Annotated in this window: 18 protein-coding genes; 11 read left to right on the forward strand and 7 right to left on the reverse strand. The window is 62.8% G+C overall.

Annotated elements, in window-relative coordinates:
- Window positions 1-95: 95 nt before the first annotated feature.
- Complete coding sequence (locus LHAB_RS10360) at window positions 96-1538, reverse strand: FAD-binding oxidoreductase (RefSeq protein WP_090046014.1); 1443 nt, start codon at window positions 1536-1538, stop codon at window positions 96-98.
- Between the two features lie 23 nt (window positions 1539-1561).
- On the reverse strand, window positions 1562-1969 hold the full coding sequence (locus LHAB_RS10365; protein WP_090046016.1) for a DUF2069 domain-containing protein: 408 nt from the start codon (window positions 1967-1969) through the stop codon (window positions 1562-1564).
- 21 nt (window positions 1970-1990) lie between these two features.
- On the opposite strand from LHAB_RS10365, the gene LHAB_RS10370 reads away from it, so the two are divergent.
- On the forward strand, window positions 1991-3238 hold the full coding sequence (locus LHAB_RS10370) for a YihY family inner membrane protein (protein WP_090046019.1): 1248 nt from the start codon (window positions 1991-1993) through the stop codon (window positions 3236-3238).
- Between the two features lie 3 nt (window positions 3239-3241).
- On the opposite strand, the gene LHAB_RS10375 is transcribed toward LHAB_RS10370, so the two are convergent.
- The 4 genes from LHAB_RS10375 to LHAB_RS10390 are packed head-to-tail and all read right to left on the reverse strand — an operon-like array spanning window position 3242 to window position 7076.
- A complete protein-coding gene (locus LHAB_RS10375; RefSeq protein ID WP_090046021.1) occupies window positions 3242-3565 on the reverse strand; it encodes an Mpo1-like protein in 324 nt (107 codons plus the stop codon).
- A gap of 19 nt (window positions 3566-3584) precedes the next feature.
- A complete protein-coding gene (locus LHAB_RS10380; RefSeq protein WP_090047898.1) occupies window positions 3585-4913 on the reverse strand; it encodes a cytochrome P450 in 1329 nt (442 codons plus the stop codon).
- A gap of 40 nt (window positions 4914-4953) precedes the next feature.
- Complete coding sequence (locus LHAB_RS10385) at window positions 4954-5772, reverse strand: alpha/beta fold hydrolase (protein ID WP_090046023.1); 819 nt, start codon at window positions 5770-5772, stop codon at window positions 4954-4956.
- 2 nt (window positions 5773-5774) lie between these two features.
- A complete protein-coding gene (locus LHAB_RS10390; protein ID WP_090046026.1) occupies window positions 5775-7076 on the reverse strand; it encodes an O-acetylhomoserine aminocarboxypropyltransferase in 1302 nt (433 codons plus the stop codon).
- A gap of 114 nt (window positions 7077-7190) precedes the next feature.
- Between LHAB_RS10390 and LHAB_RS10395 the strand changes: the two genes are divergently transcribed.
- From LHAB_RS10395 to LHAB_RS10435, 9 genes are all read left to right on the forward strand, one after another.
- Window positions 7191-7658: a CBS domain-containing protein gene (locus LHAB_RS10395; RefSeq protein WP_090046028.1), complete on the forward strand. Its 468-nt coding sequence runs from the start codon at window positions 7191-7193 to the stop codon at window positions 7656-7658.
- A 30-nt stretch (window positions 7659-7688) separates the two neighbouring features.
- Complete coding sequence (gene aroC, locus LHAB_RS10400; protein WP_090046031.1) at window positions 7689-8786, forward strand: chorismate synthase; 1098 nt, start codon at window positions 7689-7691, stop codon at window positions 8784-8786.
- 117 nt (window positions 8787-8903) lie between these two features.
- The gene (locus tag LHAB_RS10405; protein WP_090046033.1) at window positions 8904-10073 is read left to right on the forward strand and encodes an MFS transporter; all 1170 of its coding nucleotides are present in this window, start codon (window positions 8904-8906) and stop codon (window positions 10071-10073) included.
- Window positions 10074-10126: 53 nt separating this feature from the next.
- Complete coding sequence (locus LHAB_RS10410) at window positions 10127-11005, forward strand: alpha/beta fold hydrolase (protein WP_090046035.1); 879 nt, start codon at window positions 10127-10129, stop codon at window positions 11003-11005.
- Between the two features lie 82 nt (window positions 11006-11087).
- Window positions 11088-11741 (forward strand): DsbA family oxidoreductase, encoded by a 654-nt coding sequence (locus tag LHAB_RS10415; RefSeq protein ID WP_090046038.1) that lies wholly within the window; start codon window positions 11088-11090, stop codon window positions 11739-11741.
- A gap of 13 nt (window positions 11742-11754) precedes the next feature.
- Window positions 11755-12333, forward strand: coding sequence for a histidine phosphatase family protein (locus tag LHAB_RS10420; protein WP_090047899.1), 579 nt, complete (start codon window positions 11755-11757; stop codon window positions 12331-12333).
- Window positions 12330-12710 carry a thiol-disulfide oxidoreductase DCC family protein gene (locus tag LHAB_RS10425; RefSeq protein WP_090046040.1) on the forward strand — a complete coding sequence of 127 codons (381 nt, stop codon included), beginning with the start codon at window positions 12330-12332 and terminating at the stop codon, window positions 12708-12710. The genes LHAB_RS10420 and LHAB_RS10425 overlap by 4 nt, the downstream gene beginning before the upstream one ends.
- Before the next feature lie 8 nt (window positions 12711-12718).
- On the forward strand, window positions 12719-13465 hold the full coding sequence (locus LHAB_RS10430) for a formylglycine-generating enzyme family protein (RefSeq protein ID WP_090047901.1): 747 nt from the start codon (window positions 12719-12721) through the stop codon (window positions 13463-13465).
- Window positions 13462-14160 (forward strand): SDR family NAD(P)-dependent oxidoreductase, encoded by a 699-nt coding sequence (locus LHAB_RS10435; RefSeq protein ID WP_369814114.1) that lies wholly within the window; start codon window positions 13462-13464, stop codon window positions 14158-14160. The genes LHAB_RS10430 and LHAB_RS10435 overlap by 4 nt, the downstream gene beginning before the upstream one ends.
- Before the next feature lie 21 nt (window positions 14161-14181).
- Here LHAB_RS10435 and LHAB_RS10440 read toward each other — a convergent pair whose 3' ends face one another.
- Complete coding sequence (locus LHAB_RS10440; protein WP_090046042.1) at window positions 14182-16107, reverse strand: B12-binding domain-containing radical SAM protein; 1926 nt, start codon at window positions 16105-16107, stop codon at window positions 14182-14184.
- 132 nt (window positions 16108-16239) lie between these two features.
- On the opposite strand from LHAB_RS10440, the gene LHAB_RS10445 reads away from it, so the two are divergent.
- Entirely contained in the window at window positions 16240-17397 is a 1158-nt protein-coding gene (locus LHAB_RS10445) for a coiled-coil domain-containing protein (protein ID WP_090046045.1), read from the forward strand.
- The last annotated feature ends 32 nt before the right edge of the window (window positions 17398-17429 follow it).

A 17429-nucleotide genomic window follows, 5' to 3' on the forward strand; every position in this document is an offset into this window, starting at 1 on the left:
CGGCACCGCCAGAAAAATCTTGAGCGTTTTTCGAAAAAATCACAAATACGCTGCGTCCGCACAGCGCTGGCAGGTCACTGGCAAGCCAGAGGCACTCAGCCCAGCACCCGACCCGGGTTGAGCAGGTTCTGCGGGTCGAGCGCCTGTTTGACCGCCCGCATCATGGCCAGCGCCGTGGGGTCTTTGTAGTGTGGGAGCTTGTGGACTTTCTGCTCACCCACGCCGTGTTCGGCACTGATGGACCCGCCAAAGCGTTTGACCTGGTCAAACACCCACGTGTTCACCTGGTCTTCGAATTCGCGCAAAAAGGCAGGGCCATCGGCGCCTTCGGGCGCTTGTACGTTGTAGTGCAGGTTGCCGTCGCCCAGGTGCCCAAAGTCCACCATGCGCACGCCGGGCACCTTTTGGGCGAGCAAGGCGTCGGTCTCGGCCACAAAAGCTGGAATGCGCGAGACCGGGATGCTGATGTCGTGTTTGATGTTCAGGCCTTCGGTGGCCTGCGCCATCGTGATGCTTTCGCGGATGTGCCACAGGCCTTTGGCCTGCATCAGGTTTTCCGCCACCACGGCGTCGGTCACGCAGCCTTGTTCCAGCGCAGCCTCGAGCAGGGCTTCAAACTGTCCTCGGGCGTGGCTTTCGCTTTCGCTGTCTGAGTTCTCCAGCAACACGCACCAAGGGGTGCCTTTCCAAAGAGGCACGCGCAGTTGCGGGTAGTGTTTGTCCACCAAACTCAGGGCGAACTGGCCCATGACTTCAAAGCCCGTCAGGCCCGGCCCCAGGCGCTGGTGGGCCAGGCCCAGCAGTTTCACGGCCGCTTCCATGCTGGGTACGGCGGCCCAAGCGGTCAGTTGGGCTGCAGGCTGGGGGTAAAGTTTCATGGTGGCAGCGGTGATGATGCCCAGCGTGCCTTCGCTGCCGATCATCAAATTGCGCAGGTCATAACCCGTGTTGTCTTTGCGCAGGCCAGACAGGCCATGCCAGACCTCGCCTTGGGCGGTCACGACTTCCAGGCCCAGGCACAGCTCGCGGGTGTTGCCATAGCGCACCACCTGAGTGCCACCCGCGTTGGTGCCCAAGTTGCCGCCGATCGTGCAGCTGCCTTCGGCCCCCAGACTCAGGGGGAACAAAAATCCCGCAGCTTCAGAGGCAGCCTGCAGATTTTGCAGCACGCAACCGGCTTCCACCGTGATGGTGAGGTTGGCCGGGTCGATGGCACGAACGGCGTTCATGCGGGTCATGCTCAACACAATTTGTGTGCCCGAGCCGTCGGGCACGCCGCCCACCACCAGCCCAGTGTTGCCGCCTTGCGGCACGATGGGGGTGTTGGCGGCTGCACAAGCTTTGACCACAGCGGCCACTTGGGCTGTGTCTCCCGGACGCACCACGGCCAGGGCGCGACCTTTGACGCGTTTGCGCCAGTCTTGCTCCCAGGGGCTCAAGTCGGCACCCGGGTCACCGTGGGTGAGCACGTTGGCGGGGCCACAAATTTGGCGCAGTTCGGCAATCAGGGCTTCTTGGGCGAGGGACAAATCGGTCATGGACACGGGGGTGCAGGTGGCGTTCAGTCGCGGGGGACGGGCACAAAGTTGCCCGTGGCCTTGGCGGCCTTGAAGCGGATGCGCACATGCAGCGCGCAAGCAACAAACAAGGTGGTACACAACAGGGTTTGCATGCCAGCCAGGGCGTTCGCAGGCCAGGGGTCACCCCATGCGCGCACCACGCCTTCAATGAAGTACAGCCAGACCAGCATGCTGACCCAGCGGTAGGTGTACATGCGGTTTTTGAGCAGGCCGGCCAGAGGAACGCAAAGCGGCAAGACCTTGATGGCCCACCAGGAGCCCCCCGGACGCAAGGGGGCCAGCCAAAGTTCCCAGGCCAAGCCCAAAACGATGAGGCCGAGCAGGCTGCTCACGGCCATCCAGCGGGTGAAATCGACGCCAGCGGGTTTGTTTTCTGTGTTGGTGTTCATTGCGGTGGCATCATACCGGGCATGCCTTCCTCCTTGTCCCCTCCCTCATTCAGAGCCCATGCTGCCCTTTGGTGGCAAGAATTGTTGGTTTTTCCATGGCGTCAGATGGCGGGCGTCTTGGCCGAGCGCTTTCGCGATGCCCGATTGGGCGTGAGCGCCAGCTCGCTCACCTTCACCACCGTGCTGGCCTTGGTGCCCCTGTTTGCGGTGGGTCTGGCCGTGTTTGCCGCGTTCCCGGTGTTTGGCAAGTTTCAAGACACGATCCAGCGTTGGTTGATCGAGAGTTTGGTGCCTGAGAGCATTGCCCGCCAGGTGCTGAGCTATTTGACACAGTTTTCGCGCAAAGCCAGCCGTCTGGGTTCGGTGGGTTTGGTGGCGGTGTTGATGTCGGCCGTGTTTTTGATGGTCACGATCGAGCGCACTTTGGGCCAGATTTGGGGCTTGCAGCGGCAGCGGCCTTTCGCGCAAAGGGTCTTGCTGTACTGGTCGGCCATCACCTTAGGGCCTTTGTTTTTGGGGGCCAGCCTGGCCATCACCTCGTACGTGGTCACCGCCTCGCGCGATGTGGTGGATGTCTTGCCGGGTTCCATTCGGTGGTTGCTCGACAGTTTTGAGTTTTTGCTGCTCACGGCCTGTGTGAGTGGGCTGTACTTTTATGTGCCCTATACCCGTGTGCGCTGGCGGCATGCCATCACGGCAGGTTTCTTGGTGGCAGGGGCGCTGGAGTTGGCCAAAAAAGGCATGGCCGTTTACCTGCTGCAGGTGCCGACCTATTCGCTGATTTACGGCGCATTTGCTGCGCTGCCGATTTTGTTGGTCTGGATTTATGTGACTTGGCTGCTGGTGCTGTTGGGCGCAGTGCTGGCTGCCAGTTTGCCCGAATTGGGCCGCCAAGAGTGGCGCAAGCCAGACGGTGCGGGCTGGACCTTCCGGCTGGCGTTGGAGGTCTTGGCCGAGTTGAATGCAGCCAAAGCGTCAGAACGCCGGGGTTTGAGCACCGACGAGATGGCCGTGCGTTTGCGGGTGGAACTGAGCGAGTTGCGACAGGTTTTGGAGGTGTTGCAAAGCCTCGATTGGGTGGGCCGACTCACTGAGCAAAGTGATCGTGGGCAGGCACGGCAAGTGCTGCTGATCGACCCTGCCCAAGTGAACGTGTCCCCGCTGGCCGATCGCCTGCTGGTCTTGCGGGGGCCTGGGGCCGATCTGGTCTGGCGGCACACCGGACTGGAGCACATTCGGCTGTCAGCTTTGTTGCCTGAAAAGCCCTGAGTCCTAAAAGCTCACACGACCGCGCCACATGTCGCGGTACATCACCCAGTCCCCCATGAAGCTGTAGAGCGGGCGCTTGAAGCTGGCGGGCTTGTTTTTCTCGAACACAAAGTGCCCGATCCAGGCGCAGCCATAGCCACACACCAGCCCGTACAAAAAATACTGGGGTTTGCCGGTGATCGCCAGCATGGCCAAACAGATCAGGGACAAGGTGCTGCCTACAAAGTGCAAGCGGCGGCAGATGCGGTTGTTGTGCTCGCTCAGGTAAAAAGGGTAGAACTCGGCAAAACTGGCGTGCCGGGGTGCGGGTGTTTCAGCGGGGTTCATGGCGGGCCTCCTGGGGGTGTTATCGGATCGCAAACGGGGCACTCAAAAAGCCGCGAAACCGGGCCCGGCCGCCGCGCACGGGCGCCTGCGAGAGCCGGTAATCGGGAAAGCGCTGCACAAAGCGGCCAATGGCGATGCGGCCTTCGAGCCGCGCCAGGCTCAAGCCCGCGCACTGGTGCACGCCAAAACCAAAAGCCAGGTGCTTGTTGCCGGTGCGGCGCAGGTCCAGCCGCTCGGGGTGCTCGTACACCGCTGGGTCGCGGTTGGCGGCGCCAATGCACAGCGTGACCAGCGCGCCCGCTGGCAGATCCACGCCGTTGACCTGTGTGGCTTGCAAAGCGCGTCGGTTGCTCAGCTGGTTGGACGATTCAAAGCGCAAAAACTCATCGACCGCCAGCCCCAAAATGGGTTGGCGCGCTTCCTCGGTGGCGGCTGCGTTCAGGTCGGCCTGGAGTTGTTGGCGTTGTTCGGGCCACTCCTGCAAGGTGATGAGCGCGTTGCCGATCAGGTTGGTGGTGGTTTCGTGCCCGGCGTTGAGCAAGAACACACAGTTTTGCAGCAGCTCGACTTCGCTCAGGGTGTCGCCATTTTCTTCGCCTTGGATCAGCCGGGTCAGCACATCGTGCTCCGGATCGCCCGGGTGCTGGCGGCGCTGAGCGACCAATTCGCGCAGATAGGCCAGAAACTCGCTCACGCTGCGGTGGCCCAGCGCTTCTTGCTCGGGCGTGAGGGACGGCTCCAGCGCGCCCAAAATGGCCAGCGACCAGCCTCGCAAGGGCTCGCGGTCGGCGTGTGGCACGTCCAGCAGGTTGCCGATGATTTCGACCGGAATGGCCGAGGCGAAGTCTTCGATCAGGTCGCCGCCACCTTGGGCCTCGATCCGGTCCAACAAGCGGTCCACCAACTGCACCAGGCCGGGCTCCATGGCTTCAATGGCGCGGCGGGTCAGGGCGCCCATGATGAGGCGCCGCACCCGGGTGTGCAGTGGCGGGTCGTTGAAGACCAAGCTGTTCGTGTGGTGCTCAAAAAGCGGAGAGACCCCGCCTGCGGTGGCAAAAGGCGGCTGGTTGAACGGGGCGTGGTTGTATTTGGGCCCAAACTCGACCTGCTTGTCGGAGCTGAAGACCTTGGCGTCGCGGTACACCGCCACCAGGTCGGCATGGCGCGTCAGGAAAAACGAGCCATCGGGCATGCGCTTGAAAGGCGCTGTTTCGCGCAACGCGGCATACACCGGGTAGGGGTTGTCCAGAAAGTCGCGCGGCAAGGCCCGCAGGTCAAGACTTTGGGCGATGGCGCTGGCCCTCTCAGCCGTCAGGGGCGGGGTGATGTGGGCAGTCAGTGTGTTCATGTCGTCGGCGCGCACGCTGGTCGGGGAGTGGTCTGCAAGCTCAGCGCTTCAAAAAATCCTTGAGCGCTTGCAACACGCCTTCGGGGGCCTCGGTCATCAGAGAGTGGCCTGCGGGCAGCTTCACCACTTGGGGCTGCTTGCACAGATCGATCAGGCTTTGCGCGGCCTTGGGCGGCGTCATTTGGTCGGCACTGCCCAGCACAAACAGGGTGGAGCAGGGGACTTGCGGCATGGCGGCTTCTGCGCCGCTGTAACTGTCGCAGGCCTTGAAGCCGGTGTGGAACACGTTGACTTGGCGGTTGCTGGCCAGCACGCGGCGCATGAGCGCTTTGCTGCCGCCATACAGCCAGGTGCCGGGGCCCAAAGCCGACGGTGGTGGGGCCAGGGTGGAGTGCGAAAAGCTGTTGACCATGTCGATGGCTTGGAAAGGGGCGCTGACCGAGAGCTCGAGCAGTGCGGGCGACACGCGCATCGGGTAGGCCGTGCCCACCATCACCAGGTGGCTCACCCGCCCGGGGTTGGCCGCCGCGTCGCGGGCCGTGGCTTCGAGCGCGATCAAGGAGCCAAAGCTGTGACCGATCAAGGCAGCCTTGCCGATCTTCAGGGCATCGAGCAGGGCGATGACGGTGTCGGCGGCTTCTTGCACACTTTGTGGCGGGTTGCCTTCACTTTTGCAGTGGCCGGGCAGGTCGATGGCCAACACGTTCCAGCCGTGGTGCGCCATGTAGCGGGTTTGCAAAATCCAGACACTGTGGTCGTTCAGCACACCGTGGATGAAGACGGCCGTGGGCTGGGCGGGGTTGAAGGGCTTGCCACCGGTGTAGGCGTAAAGCGCGTGGCCTTGAACGGAGATTTGCATGGTCAGGCTCCCGCTTTCTCTGCCGCTTTGAGCGCTTTTTTCAGGTCGTCGATCAGGTCGGCCGGGTCTTCCAGACCAATGGAGAGGCGGATGGTGCCGGGGCCGATGCCGCTGGCCACCAGGGCCTCGTCGCTCATGCGGAAATGGGTGGTGCTGGCCGGGTGGATGACCAGGCTGCGGCAGTCGCCCACATTGGCCAGGTGGCTGAAGACCTTGAGGGTTTCGATGAATTTTTGGCCTTGCGCGCGGGAGCCCCGAATGTCGAAACTGAACACCGAACCCGCACCGCGAGGCAGCAGCTTTTGCGCCAGCGCGTGGGAAGGGTGGCTCTCCAGCATGGGGTGGCCCACGCGGCTGACCAGCGGGTGTGCCGCCAAAAATTCGACCACTTTGGCGGTGTTTTCCATGTGCCGGGCCATGCGCAGGGGCAAGGTCTCGATGCCTTGCAAAATCAACCACGCGGTGTGCGGGCTCATGCAGGCACCAAAGTCGCGCAGGCCTTCGCGGCGGGCGCGCAGCAAAAAGGCGCCCACGGTGCTTTCCTCGCTGAACACCATGTTGTGAAAGCCTTCATAGGCCTGGCTCAGCTCGACAAATTTGCCCGATTTGTCCCAGTCAAAACTGCCGCCATCGACCACCACGCCGCCCACCACCGTGCCGTGGCCCGACAAAAACTTGGTGGCCGAGTGGTAAACCAGATCGGCCCCGTGGTCGAAGGGCTTGATCAGCCAGGGGGAGGTGAGCGTCGAGTCGACCAGCAAGGGCACGCCTGCCTCGTGCGCGATGGCGCTCACGGCTTCGATGTCCAGCACGTCCATGCCGGGGTTGCCCACCGTCTCGCCAAAAAACAGTTTGGTGTCGGGTTGAACGGCGGCTTTCCATCCATCCAGATCGCCGGGTTTGACGAACGTGGTGCGGATGCCGAAGCGGCTCAAGGTGTAGTGCAGCAGGTTGTGTGAGCCACCGTACAAAGCGCTGGAGGCCACGATGTGCGAGCCCGCCCCCATCAAGGTGGCAATGGCCAGGTGCAGCGCAGCCTGCCCGCTGGCGGTGGTGATGGCCCCGATGCCGCCTTCGAGCGCCGAGATGCGCTGCTCCAGCACCGCGTTGGTGGGGTTGCTGATGCGGCTGTAGACATGGCCTGGGCGCTCTAGGTTGAACAGGGCCGCAGCTTGGTCGCTCGACTCAAAAACAAAGGAGGTGGTCAGGTGGATGGGCACCGCCCGTGCGCCCGTGCTCGGGTCGGGGGCGGCACCTGCATGCAGGGCCAAAGTGTCAAAACCGGGATCGCTGTAACCAGCCATGGGAGTCTCCGAAAAAAGAAAGCGTTTGACCCGATTGGGGGCTGTCGGTCAGGGATCATTGTGGGCTATATTGGTACCCAAGCAGAACCGAATTCGACCCCAAGGAGACACACCATGCAAGTCAGCGACATCCTCCGCGTCAAGGGCGGTACATTGTTCACTGTGCAGCCTGATGAGCCCCTGTCACGCGCCATGACCGATATGGCCGAAAAAGACATTGGCTCCTTGGTGGTGATGGCCCAGGGCCAGTTGGTCGGCATGCTGACTTTTCGCGAGGTGATTCAGCAGATTGTCAAAAACGGGGGGCAGGTTGGCAACACCAAGGTGCGCGAAGCCATGGAGTCCAAGCCGCTCACCTGCGCAGGCAGCACCGACATCGACGAGGTGCGCCGCATGATGCTGGAGCACCATGCCCGCTACATGCCCGTCATGGACGGCCCCATGTTGATGGGCGTCATCAGTTTTTACGACGTGGCCAAGGCCGTGGTGGACAGCCAGAACTTTGAAAACAAGATGCTAAAAGCCTACATCCGCGACTGGCCTGAAGGCTCAGCACCTGAAGCCGAGGACGTCAAGCTCTGAGCACCCGCGCCGCTCTGGGATAATGCCTGCATGAGCGGCAATACCTTTGGACATCTCTTTTCGGTCACCAATTTTGGTGAATCCCACGGCCCGGCCATTGGCTGCGTGATCGATGGCTGCCCGCCGGGCATGCCCTTGAGCGAGGCCGACATCCAGCCCGATCTGGACCGACGCCGCCCCGGCACCAGCAAATTCGTGACCCAGCGCAACGAACCCGACGCGGTGCAGATCCTCTCGGGCGTTTACCAGGGCCTAACCACCGGCACGCCGATTTGCCTGCTCATCAACAACACCGACCAGCGCAGCAAGGACTACGGCGACATCTTGCAAACCTTCCGTCCGGGCCATGCCGATTACACCTACTGGCGCAAATATGGCCTGCGCGACCCGCGCGGCGGTGGCCGTTCGTCGGCGCGCCTGACGGCCCCCATGGTGGCCGCCGGTGCGGTGGCCAAAAAATGGCTCAAGGAGAAGTTTGGCACCACTTTTGTCGGCTGCATGACCCAAATTGGCGATGTGCCCGTTGGCTTTGAGAGTTGGGACCAGGTGCCCCACAACCCGTTTTTTGCCCCGGTGGCCGATGTGTCGGCCCTCGAGGACTACATGAACGCCCTGCGCAAGTCCGGTGACTCTTGCGGCGCCCGCCTGCGCGTGGTGGCCCGTGGCGTGCCCGTCGGTCTGGGTCAGCCGCTGTTTGACAAGATCGACGCCGACATCGCGTTTGCCATGATGGGCATCAACGCCGTCAAAGGCGTGGAAATCGGCGCGGGCTTTGGCTGCGTCACGCAAAAGGGCAGCACCGCAGGCGACACGCTCACCCCCGAGGGCTTTGTGGGCAACAACGCCGGTGGCGTGCTCGGCGGCATCAGCACCGGGCAAGACATCGAGGTGTCGATTGCTGTGAAGCCCACCAGCTCGATTTTGATCGCTCGCGACTCGATCGACTCGAACGGCCAGCCCACCGAAGTGATGACCAAAGGTCGCCACGACCCCTGCGTGGGCATCCGCGCCACACCCATTGCCGAGGCCATGCTGGCCTTGGTGGTCATGGAACATGCCTTGCAGCACCGCGCGCAGTGCGGTGATGTGGCCCATGACGTGGCCCCGATCGCCGCTGCCAAACCCTGATGCGGCTCTTTGTGGGCGCGAGCCCCCGCTCGCGAATGCTGGGTTTGCCGCTGTGCGCGCAGATTCGGCTGCAGGGGCAGCCTCCAGCATCCCCACTGACCACTGAACGGGGTGGCCATGGCTGATCGCCGTCAGCTCATGCCCTTTGCCGCGCTGTCGGCCAGTTACTTCGCGCACATCGGATTTTTCAACCCCTATTTGCCGCTGTGGCTGCAGGACATGGGCCTGAGTCTGTTGACCATCAGCGTGCTCACGGCCGTGCAGGCCACGACGCGCTTGTTTGCGCCGTATGCCTGGGGGGCGATCAGCGACCGCACCGGTGAGCGGGTCAAGCTGCTGCGCATCGGGGCGGGGGTGGCCTTTGCCACGGCTTGCCTGCTGTTTTGGGACTGGGGTCCTGTGGGTTTGGGCTTGGTTTTGCTGCTGATGTTCACCCACACCAGCGCCATGATGCCCATGAGCGAGGCGGCCATGGCGCACCTGGTTAGCCGAAACGGAGCGTTTGACACCAAGCGCTACGGCAGGGTGCGGCTGTGGGGGTCCATGGGTTTTCTGGTCACGGTTTTTGTGGCCGGAGCCTGGTTCGAGGCCTTTGGCATGCAACACTTTCCGGGTTGGACCGTGCTCAGCTTGGCCGCAGTCCTGCTGAGCGTCTGGTGGATGCCCGACATCAAGGAGGCGGCACACCCCGTGCGCGAACATGTGTCGGTCATGCCCGTGCTGCGACAGGGACCCGTGCAATGGTTTTTTGCGTCCACGTTCTTTCATGTGCTGTCACACATTGGCATCTATGTGTTCTTCTCGCTTTACTTGGATTCTTTGGGTTACAGCAAGACCATGATCGGTGTGCTGTGGGCGCTGTCGGTGGCGGTGGAGGTGGTCTGGTTCTTCACCCAGTCGCGCTGGCTGCCCCGTGTGCCCTTGACAGGTTGGCTGGTGGCTTGCTCTGCCGTGATGCTGCTGCGCATGGGCATGACGGCCGTCTGGGCCGATGTGCTGTGGGTCTTGCTCTTGGCGCAAACACTGCACGCCATCACCTTTGCCACGCACCACACCGTGTGCATCGCCTTGATTTCTCACCATTTTCCGGGCCGCCTGCGCGGACGCGGGCAAGCGCTGTACACCGTGGTGGCCTACGGCTTTCCTGGGGTGATTGGCGCTTTGTTGGGCGGCTTGCTCAGTGAGCGTTGGGGTTTGCAAAGTGTGTTTTTTGCCAGCATGGCCACGAGCGCCGTGGCCACCGCTGCGGCCTACAAGGTCTGGCGCTTGCAGCACCCAAGGCCTTGAGCTTGCCCACGACCCGCAAGCTGTTGAGCTGAACATTCGAAGACCACATCACCATGTCAGCTGCCGCCCTGCCTGATTTCTTGTGGCCCCCATTGGCCCATGCTTTGGCGGGCGCTGAACGCCACGAGACCAGCTGCCAAGCGGCTCGCACGGTTTGGCATGCCTGGGGCCAACGTGCATCGCCTACGGTGATTTTGCTGCACGGCGGCAGTGGCAGCTGGACGCATTGGGTGCGCAACATCGCACCTTTGCGAGATGCAGGCTGGCGCGTGCTGGTCCCCGACTTGCCAGGCTTTGGTGATTCAGACCTGCCTGCGGGCTGCACCGATGTGGATGCATTACCCGAACACCTGCACGCCGGCTTGCAGCAGTTGCAGCGCAATGGCCTGTGGACTGGGCCTGTCAGTGTGGTGGGCTTTTCTTTCGGTGGCATGGCGGGCGCCTTGTGGTTGGCCGAGCACCCGCAAGATGCCCAGCGCTTGGTGCTGGTGGGCGCCCCCGGCATGGGCCTGACGGTGACCGAGCGCATTGCGCTCAAGGGCTGGCGGCATTTGCCCACCCCCGAGGCCCAAGAATTGGTGCACCGCCACAACCTGATGGCCCTGATGCTCCAAAAGCCCGAGTCGCTGGACCCCTTGGCCCTGAGCCTGCACGCGGCCAATGTGGCCCGCGACCGGATGCCACGTCGGCGTCTGTCGTCCTCCGACATCGTGGCCCGAACCTTGCCGCGCCTTCGGGCGCAGCTCAGTGCCATCTATGGCGAGCACGACGCCTTGTACAAAGGCCGTCTGCCCGAGTTGCAGCAGGCCATGCAGGACGCGTCACCGAGCTGGGGCCAGTGGCGCACGGTGCCAGATGCCGGGCATTGGGTGCAATACGAGGCGGCGAAGCACTTCAACGCCACTTTGTCGCAGTTGCTGTCGGCGGCCTGAGAGCAGGGCTTTTTCGGCGCGTAGCTGAGCGCCTGCCCGAATTGCGGCAAGATCATGGTTCTTGAATTCGCGAAAGTTCGCCATGACCACGACCCTCAAAATCGATTTCGTTTCCGATATTGCCTGCCCCTGGTGCGCCGTGGGCCTGGGCGCTTTGGAAAAAGCCCTGGAACGTCTGGAAGGCCAGGTGCAGGCCGACCTGCACTTTCAGCCTTTTGAGCTGAACCCGCACATGGGGCCCGGCGGCCAGGACTTGGGCGAGCACTTGACCGAAAAATACGGCTCCACACCCGAGCAGCAAGCGCAAATTCGCCAGACCATTTCGGCGCGTGGTGCCGAAGTGGGCTTCCAATTCCACCCTGGTGGCCGTGGCCGGGTGTACAACACCTTCAACGCCCACCGCTTGTTGCATTGGGCCGGCGAGCAAGGCGCGGGAGCGCAGCACGCCTTGAAAAAGTCTTTTTTGGCGTCCTACCAAGGTCGCGCCGAATGCATCGACGATGCCCAGGTGCTGCTGTCGGCGGTTTCTGCGGCGGGTCTGGACGCCGCAGCCGCTGGCGAAGTGCTGGCCAGCGATGCCTTTGCCGCTGAGGTGCGCGAGCGACAGCAGTTTTATGCCCAAGCGGGCATCCGCTCGGTGCCTGCCATCATCATCAATGACCAACACCTGATCTCGGGTGGTCAACCGGTCGAGGTGTTCGAGCAAGCCTTGCGCCGCATTGCCGCTGGCCAGTAAAGAAAGCCCCAGCATGCAAAGACGTGAATGGATTCAGTGTGTGGGTGCCGCAAGTTTGGGCGGCCTGCTGGCTTGGCGTGCCGAGGCATCCACAGAAACCGCTCATGCAGAGTTGGCCAAGCTGTGGCGACGTGATGGGGGCGCCTTGCTGGTTCGCCATGCGGTCACGGAGTCCGGCTTGGGCGATCCGCCTGGGTTTGCACTGGGGCAATGCAGCACCCAGCGCAACTTGAGCGATGCGGGGCGTCAAGCTTCGCGCGCCATGGGCGCGTGGATGAAGGCCCAGCAGTTCAAACCCGATGCGGTGCTCAGCAGCCAATGGTGCCGTTGCCAAGACACGGCGCGGCTGGCGTTCGGTGCCTTTGAAGACTGGACCGCTTTGAATTCCACCTTTGACGGGCAGGGCGATCCGACGGCCCAGCAAAAAGCCTTGCGCGCACGCTTGCAGGCCATGCCCAAGGGCCGCAGCGAGGTGTGGGTCACGCACCAGGTCATCATGACGGCGCTGACGGGCGCTTACCCCGAAATGGGCGAAGGCTTTTTGGTCGACCGGCAAGGCCGTTTGTTGGCCCGTGGACGCATGGCTGTATGAACGCCCCTGCGCTGCTCACGATGTATTTCGATGGCTCTTGCCCCTTGTGCCGGGCAGAAATTGCCATTTACCGCCGTCTGCCAGAGGCCACCCACATGGCTTGGGTGGATGTGAGCGCGGGTCAGGATCTGGGCGAACTCAGCTGCTCGGCTGCCATGGCGCGCTTTCATGTGCGTGACAGCCAGGGGCGGTTGTTCAGTGGCGCAGCGGCGTTTTCCCGGATGTGGCGTGCGTTCCCGGGGTGGCGCTGGCTGGGGTGGTTCATCGCATGGCCGCCGATGTCTTGGCTGGCCGAAGGGGTTTATCGTTTGTTTTTGGTGTTTCGCCCCTTTTTGCAAAAGTGGGTGCGGCGCTGGTCTGACAAGGGGGCTGTGTGAACATGTGGATGCGACGATTCAACAGGGGCTTGCGTACCGGCGGTGTTCTGGGCGCTTTGTTTGCTGTGGCTTTTGCGCAAGCGCAAGTGGGCGACAAAGTGCCACTGGGTGCTTGGGCCATTGACCGTACAGAAGTTACCATAGGCCAGTTTGAGCGCTACGTGCGCGCCACTGGCACCGTGACCCGGGCCGAAAAAGAGGGTGGTGGTTTTGAGTATGTGGGAGGATGGGTACGCCGGCCCGGTTGGTCTTGGCGCCAACCGGATGGCGTGCCTGCCCATGCCGATTTGCCTGCCGTGCACCTGGACTTTGCCGAGTCGCAGGCTTACTGCCGCTGGGCAGGGGGGCGTTTGCCCACAGGCGCGGAATGGCAAAAGGCGGGGTTCACCGAGTTGCGCGACAACCCCCCCGCGCCTTGGGTGAAAGGCCGAACCTACCCCTGGAGCACCGGTGACAGCCCCCAAGGCGCGAACACCAGCGACCCAGACCCCTGGCCCCGCGCAGCACCTGCTGGCGCCACGCGCCAGGGCGTGAACGGCTTGTACGACATGGGCGCCAATGTGTGGGAGTGGACCACCGATATGGAGGGCAACCAGCGGCGCACCGTGGGTGGGTCGTGGTGGTACGGCGCTTTCAACATGAAGGCCGACGTGCAGGCCTTCAAACCTGCTGACGTTTATGTGGTCTACCTCGGCTTTCGCTGCGCTTATGACCTCACGCCAAGAGGCACCCACCCGAGCAAGACACCCCCATGATGCATTCCTTGCCCGAGGGCTACCGGGCTTTGGTGTTCGGCGCCAGTGGCGCCATTGGCCAAGCCTTCGTGCAAGCCTTGCAAAGTGACCCGCGCTGCGCCAAGGTGTACGGCGTCTCGCGTCAAAGCACGCCAGGCTTGGATTTGTTGGACGAATCCAGCATGGCCGCTTGCGCCCAGACTTTGGCCGCGCAGGGGCCTTTTCATTTGGTGCTCGATGCCACAGGTGCGTTGACCTTGAACGGGCGAGGCCCTGAAAAACGCTTGGATGAACTGGACGCTGCGCATTTGCTTCATGCCTTGCACTTGAACGCTGTGGGGCCGTCTTTGTTGCTCAAACACTTCGCACCTTTGTTGGCATCGGGCGAGCGGGTCATCTGGGGCAAGTTGTCGGCCCGCGTGGGCAGCATCGAAGACAACCGCAAAGGCGGCTGGTACGGCTACCGCGCCGCCAAGGCCGCGCTCAACATGCTGCTGCAAACCGCCGCGATAGAGGTGGCCCGCCGTCGGCCCATGTCGGTGGTGGCTGCCTTGCAGCCGGGCACGGTGCAGTCGGCCCTCAGCCAGCCCATTGTGGGCGGCGAAGCCATGCGCCCCGACGAGGCGGCGAAGCGTTTGCTGGTCGCGTTGGACGCCTTGCAGCCCACCGGCCGAGCACAATTTGTAGACCATCAGGGGCAGCACATTCCTTGGTGATGCCCAAGGCTGTGGGGCTGATCAGCCCAGTGCCTTGGCGATTTTGTGGCGGGGCACTGTGGGTTTGGGGCACTGGCCCTTGGGCAGGTCAAACCATTGGCGCACATCGGCGTCCACGCCCACACCGTGCATGAAGTTGTAGATGGCTTTTTTCAGGCCTTGGCCCAGCAGGTCGTGGTCCACGCCGGCAGGCATGGGGGTTGGGTCCACAAAGCCCACATCGTTTTTCGCAAACGTCCCCTCGGGCAGGGGCAGCAAGCTCACGCCATAGGCCTCGGGGTTCTGGCCCACGGGCGAATGCACGGTGCAGACAAAGCGGTGGAAAAAGCCGCTGTGGATGCAGCCGTTTTCAAACAACTGGCGCACGTATTCCAGCGCGTCCACCGTGTCCTGCACGGTTTGCGTCGGAAAGCCGTACATCAGGTAGGCGTGCACCAGCACCCCTGCTTCGGCAAACCCTTGGGTCACTTGCGCCACCTGCTCGACAGAGACGCCTTTTTTCATCAGATTCAGTAAGCGATCGGACGCGACCTCGAGCCCGCCCGACATCGCAATGCAGCCGCTTTGTGCCAGCAGCTCGCACAGCTCGGGCGTGAAGGTTTTCTCAAACCGGATGTTGCCCCACCAGGAAATTTGCACGCCCCGGCGCAGCAGTTCTTCGGCCAAAGCCTTGAGGGCTTTGGGCGGCGCGGCCTCGTCCACAAAGTGAAAACCGGTCTGGCCCGTTTCGGCGACGATCTGCTCGATGCGGTCGACCAGCGTACTGGCGCTGGCGGTCTCATAGCGGCTGATGTAGTCCAGGCTCACGTCGCAAAAGCTGCATTTCTTCCAGTAGCAGCCGTGCGCCACCGTGAGCTTGTTCCAGCGCCCGTCGCTCCACAGCCGGTTCATCGGGTTGAGCATGTCCAAAAGCGACAGGTATTGGTGCAGCGGCAGGCCGTCCCAGGTGGGTGTGCCCACTTCTTCAAAGGGGATGTCGGGCTCTTGCAGGTTGATGTATTGCACCTGGCCTGCGCCGTTGCGGATGAAGGTGCGTTGCAGGCGCTGCACGCTGCGTTGGCCCTGCAGGTGTTCGATCAGGCTGAGCAAGGGCCGTTCGCCCCCGTCGAGCGTGACGAAATCCACATGGTCAAACACGCGGGCGTCTTTCAGCTCGCGCAGCTCGGTGTTCACAAAGCCGCCGCCCAAGGCGATGCGGATGTGTGGGTGCGCTTGCTTGACGCACTGGGCGATGCGAAAGGCCGCGTAGACTGATCCCGGGAAGGGCACCGACAGCAGCAGCAGCGTGGGCTGGTGGCGCTCAATCGCTTGCAAGGCCAGGTGCTCCAGCGTGCTGTCGATCAGGTTAGGGGCTTGCGCGAGCGCTTGGGCCAGCGCATCAAAGCTGGGCTGACTGGCGGCCAGACGCTCAGCATAGCGCACGAATTCAAAGCCTTCGTCCACCGCATCGCGCAGCACATCGGCCAGGTCGTTCAGGTACAGCGTGGCCAGGTGCCGGGCGCAGTCGCTTTGGCCCAAAGCGCCAAAAGCCCAGCCAATCGGGTCGCCGGTGCCATCGTCTTCGTAGGCGTCAAGGGCGGCAAAGCGAGGGCCTTCGGGCAAAAAACCACGGCCTGCGATGCGGTGGCTGAGCGTGCTGTCGCGGCCCTGCAAAAAGGCAATCACCGGGTCGATGCTGACCGCGTAATTTTGGAAATGGTCGAGGAAAAAGTTCACCGGCCCCGAACGCGCTGACTCCGGCAAGGCCAGCGCCGCCTCGCGCAAGGCCGTGAGGCCCGCGCGGTTGAGCAAAGCCAGCACGGTCGCCAGCGCCAAATCTTCTTGCACCGCATCGAAACCCCGCGAACGCAAAAAACCCGTCAGGTAGGCCGTGGACGGGTAGGGCGTGTTGAGCTGCGTCATCGGTGGGATGAGGCTGAGCACTTTGAACGGGGAGGGGCTGGGCATGGGGGGCGTTGTTCTTCAGTCGTTGCGCCGATTATCGACGGGCGCCGTGGGCTGGGTTGGCCGTAGGGGCAAGCGTTAACATCCACCAGCACCGCGCCCAACGCAGCCCGATTGATATTCCAGAAGACTTCCATGCCCGATATGCCTTCGGACACTGCCGCCACTTTACGCGCTTTGTCTATCCAGCCCGCCCCCCAAGCCAAGCTCACGCCCGCCCAGCAGCGCTTCAATGAACTGCTGGCCCGCATCGATCGGCTCACGGGGCAGATCGAGCGGCTGCAGGCATGGTCTGACCGACACCGCTACGCACACATTCAGGCCTTGCGCGAGTCGGTGCTGCTGGCCCAGTCGCACCGCAAAAGCTTGCTGCTGTTTGTGCACGAGCGTTTGCAAACCGCCGACCTCAGCGACAGGCAGGAACGCATGGCCCGTGGTCTGGTACGCGTTTGGATCGACCGCTTGGCGGGCAGCGCGGATGCGCAAGTGCAGGCCCTGGCCGATCTGTATGTGAGCGAAGAGGACGCACAAGAACTCGCCCAAGAACAAGCCGAAGCGGCGCAGCGTTTGCGCGAACGCATCGAAGATGCGTTGGGTCAGCCGATTGAAAAGCCCGGCCAATACCAGACGCCCGAAGACATGATGGCTGCCGGCATGCGCCAATGGCAGCGCCAGCAAGAGGCCGACGAGCAACGCAAGGCCGCCAAGCGTGAGGCCCGCAAAGCACAAAAACAAGCCCAAAAGAAACAGGCTGCGGCCGAAAAAGGGGATGTGCCGCCCGCTTTGATGCGCGAGGCCGATGCGAAAAGCGCCCTCCGCACGGTTTACCGCCAGCTGGCCAGCGCCTTGCACCCCGACCGTGAGCCCGACGAACAAGAGCGGCTTCGCAAAACCGGCTGGATGAGCGAGGTGAACGCCGCCTATGAAAAAAACGACTTGAGCACCTTGCTGCGCCTGCAAATGCAGGTGACGCAGGTCAACCCGCAAAGCACGGCGCGCATGGCCGATGACAAGCTGATGGCCTTGTCCTTGCTGCTCAAGGAGCAAGTTGCTGCGCTCGAAGACGACCTGGACCAGCTGCAAACCCGCCTGAGCCAAGAGTTGTGCGTGCCGGTGCGGGCCGAGGCCGATGAGGCGGTCATGACGCAGGCCCTGCGGCGCATCCAGGCCGACCAGCGCCACACCGCCGACAGCCTGGCCAGCGACCTGCGCCGCATCCAGAGCGAGGCTGAACTCAAACGCTGGCTCAAGGAACAGTGGCAACTGGCCAAAGAGCAGGCGCATTTGGGTTGATTTGGCCGTTCACATGCAGTGGGCCGCTGATG

Source organism: Limnohabitans sp. 2KL-27 (genome assembly GCF_001269345.1).
Classification (GTDB): Bacteria; Pseudomonadota; Gammaproteobacteria; order Burkholderiales; family Burkholderiaceae_C; genus Limnohabitans_A.

Excerpts from the sequence above, each read along its gene's own strand:
- LHAB_RS10360 (WP_090046014.1), bottom strand. The coding sequence starts at position 1,538 with ATGACCGATTTGTCCCTCGCCCAAGAAGCCCTGATTGCCGAACTGCGC.
- LHAB_RS10365 (WP_090046016.1), bottom strand. The coding sequence starts at position 1,969 with ATGAACACCAACACAGAAAACAAACCCGCTGGCGTCGATTTCACCCGC.
- LHAB_RS10370 (WP_090046019.1), top strand. The coding sequence starts at position 1,991 with ATGCCTTCCTCCTTGTCCCCTCCCTCATTCAGAGCCCATGCTGCCCTT.
- LHAB_RS10375 (WP_090046021.1), bottom strand. The coding sequence starts at position 3,565 with ATGAACCCCGCTGAAACACCCGCACCCCGGCACGCCAGTTTTGCCGAG.
- LHAB_RS10380 (WP_090047898.1), bottom strand. The coding sequence starts at position 4,913 with ATGAACACACTGACTGCCCACATCACCCCGCCCCTGACGGCTGAGAGG.
- LHAB_RS10385 (WP_090046023.1), bottom strand. The coding sequence starts at position 5,772 with ATGCAAATCTCCGTTCAAGGCCACGCGCTTTACGCCTACACCGGTGGC.
- LHAB_RS10390 (WP_090046026.1), bottom strand. The coding sequence starts at position 7,076 with ATGGCTGGTTACAGCGATCCCGGTTTTGACACTTTGGCCCTGCATGCA.
- LHAB_RS10395 (WP_090046028.1), top strand. The coding sequence starts at position 7,191 with ATGCAAGTCAGCGACATCCTCCGCGTCAAGGGCGGTACATTGTTCACT.
- aroC (WP_090046031.1), top strand. The coding sequence starts at position 7,689 with ATGAGCGGCAATACCTTTGGACATCTCTTTTCGGTCACCAATTTTGGT.
- LHAB_RS10405 (WP_090046033.1), top strand. The coding sequence starts at position 8,904 with ATGGCTGATCGCCGTCAGCTCATGCCCTTTGCCGCGCTGTCGGCCAGT.
- LHAB_RS10410 (WP_090046035.1), top strand. The coding sequence starts at position 10,127 with ATGTCAGCTGCCGCCCTGCCTGATTTCTTGTGGCCCCCATTGGCCCAT.
- LHAB_RS10415 (WP_090046038.1), top strand. The coding sequence starts at position 11,088 with ATGACCACGACCCTCAAAATCGATTTCGTTTCCGATATTGCCTGCCCC.
- LHAB_RS10420 (WP_090047899.1), top strand. The coding sequence starts at position 11,755 with ATGCAAAGACGTGAATGGATTCAGTGTGTGGGTGCCGCAAGTTTGGGC.
- LHAB_RS10425 (WP_090046040.1), top strand. The coding sequence starts at position 12,330 with ATGAACGCCCCTGCGCTGCTCACGATGTATTTCGATGGCTCTTGCCCC.
- LHAB_RS10430 (WP_090047901.1), top strand. The coding sequence starts at position 12,719 with ATGCGACGATTCAACAGGGGCTTGCGTACCGGCGGTGTTCTGGGCGCT.
- LHAB_RS10435 (WP_369814114.1), top strand. The coding sequence starts at position 13,462 with ATGATGCATTCCTTGCCCGAGGGCTACCGGGCTTTGGTGTTCGGCGCC.
- LHAB_RS10440 (WP_090046042.1), bottom strand. The coding sequence starts at position 16,107 with ATGCCCAGCCCCTCCCCGTTCAAAGTGCTCAGCCTCATCCCACCGATG.
- LHAB_RS10445 (WP_090046045.1), top strand. The coding sequence starts at position 16,240 with ATGCCCGATATGCCTTCGGACACTGCCGCCACTTTACGCGCTTTGTCT.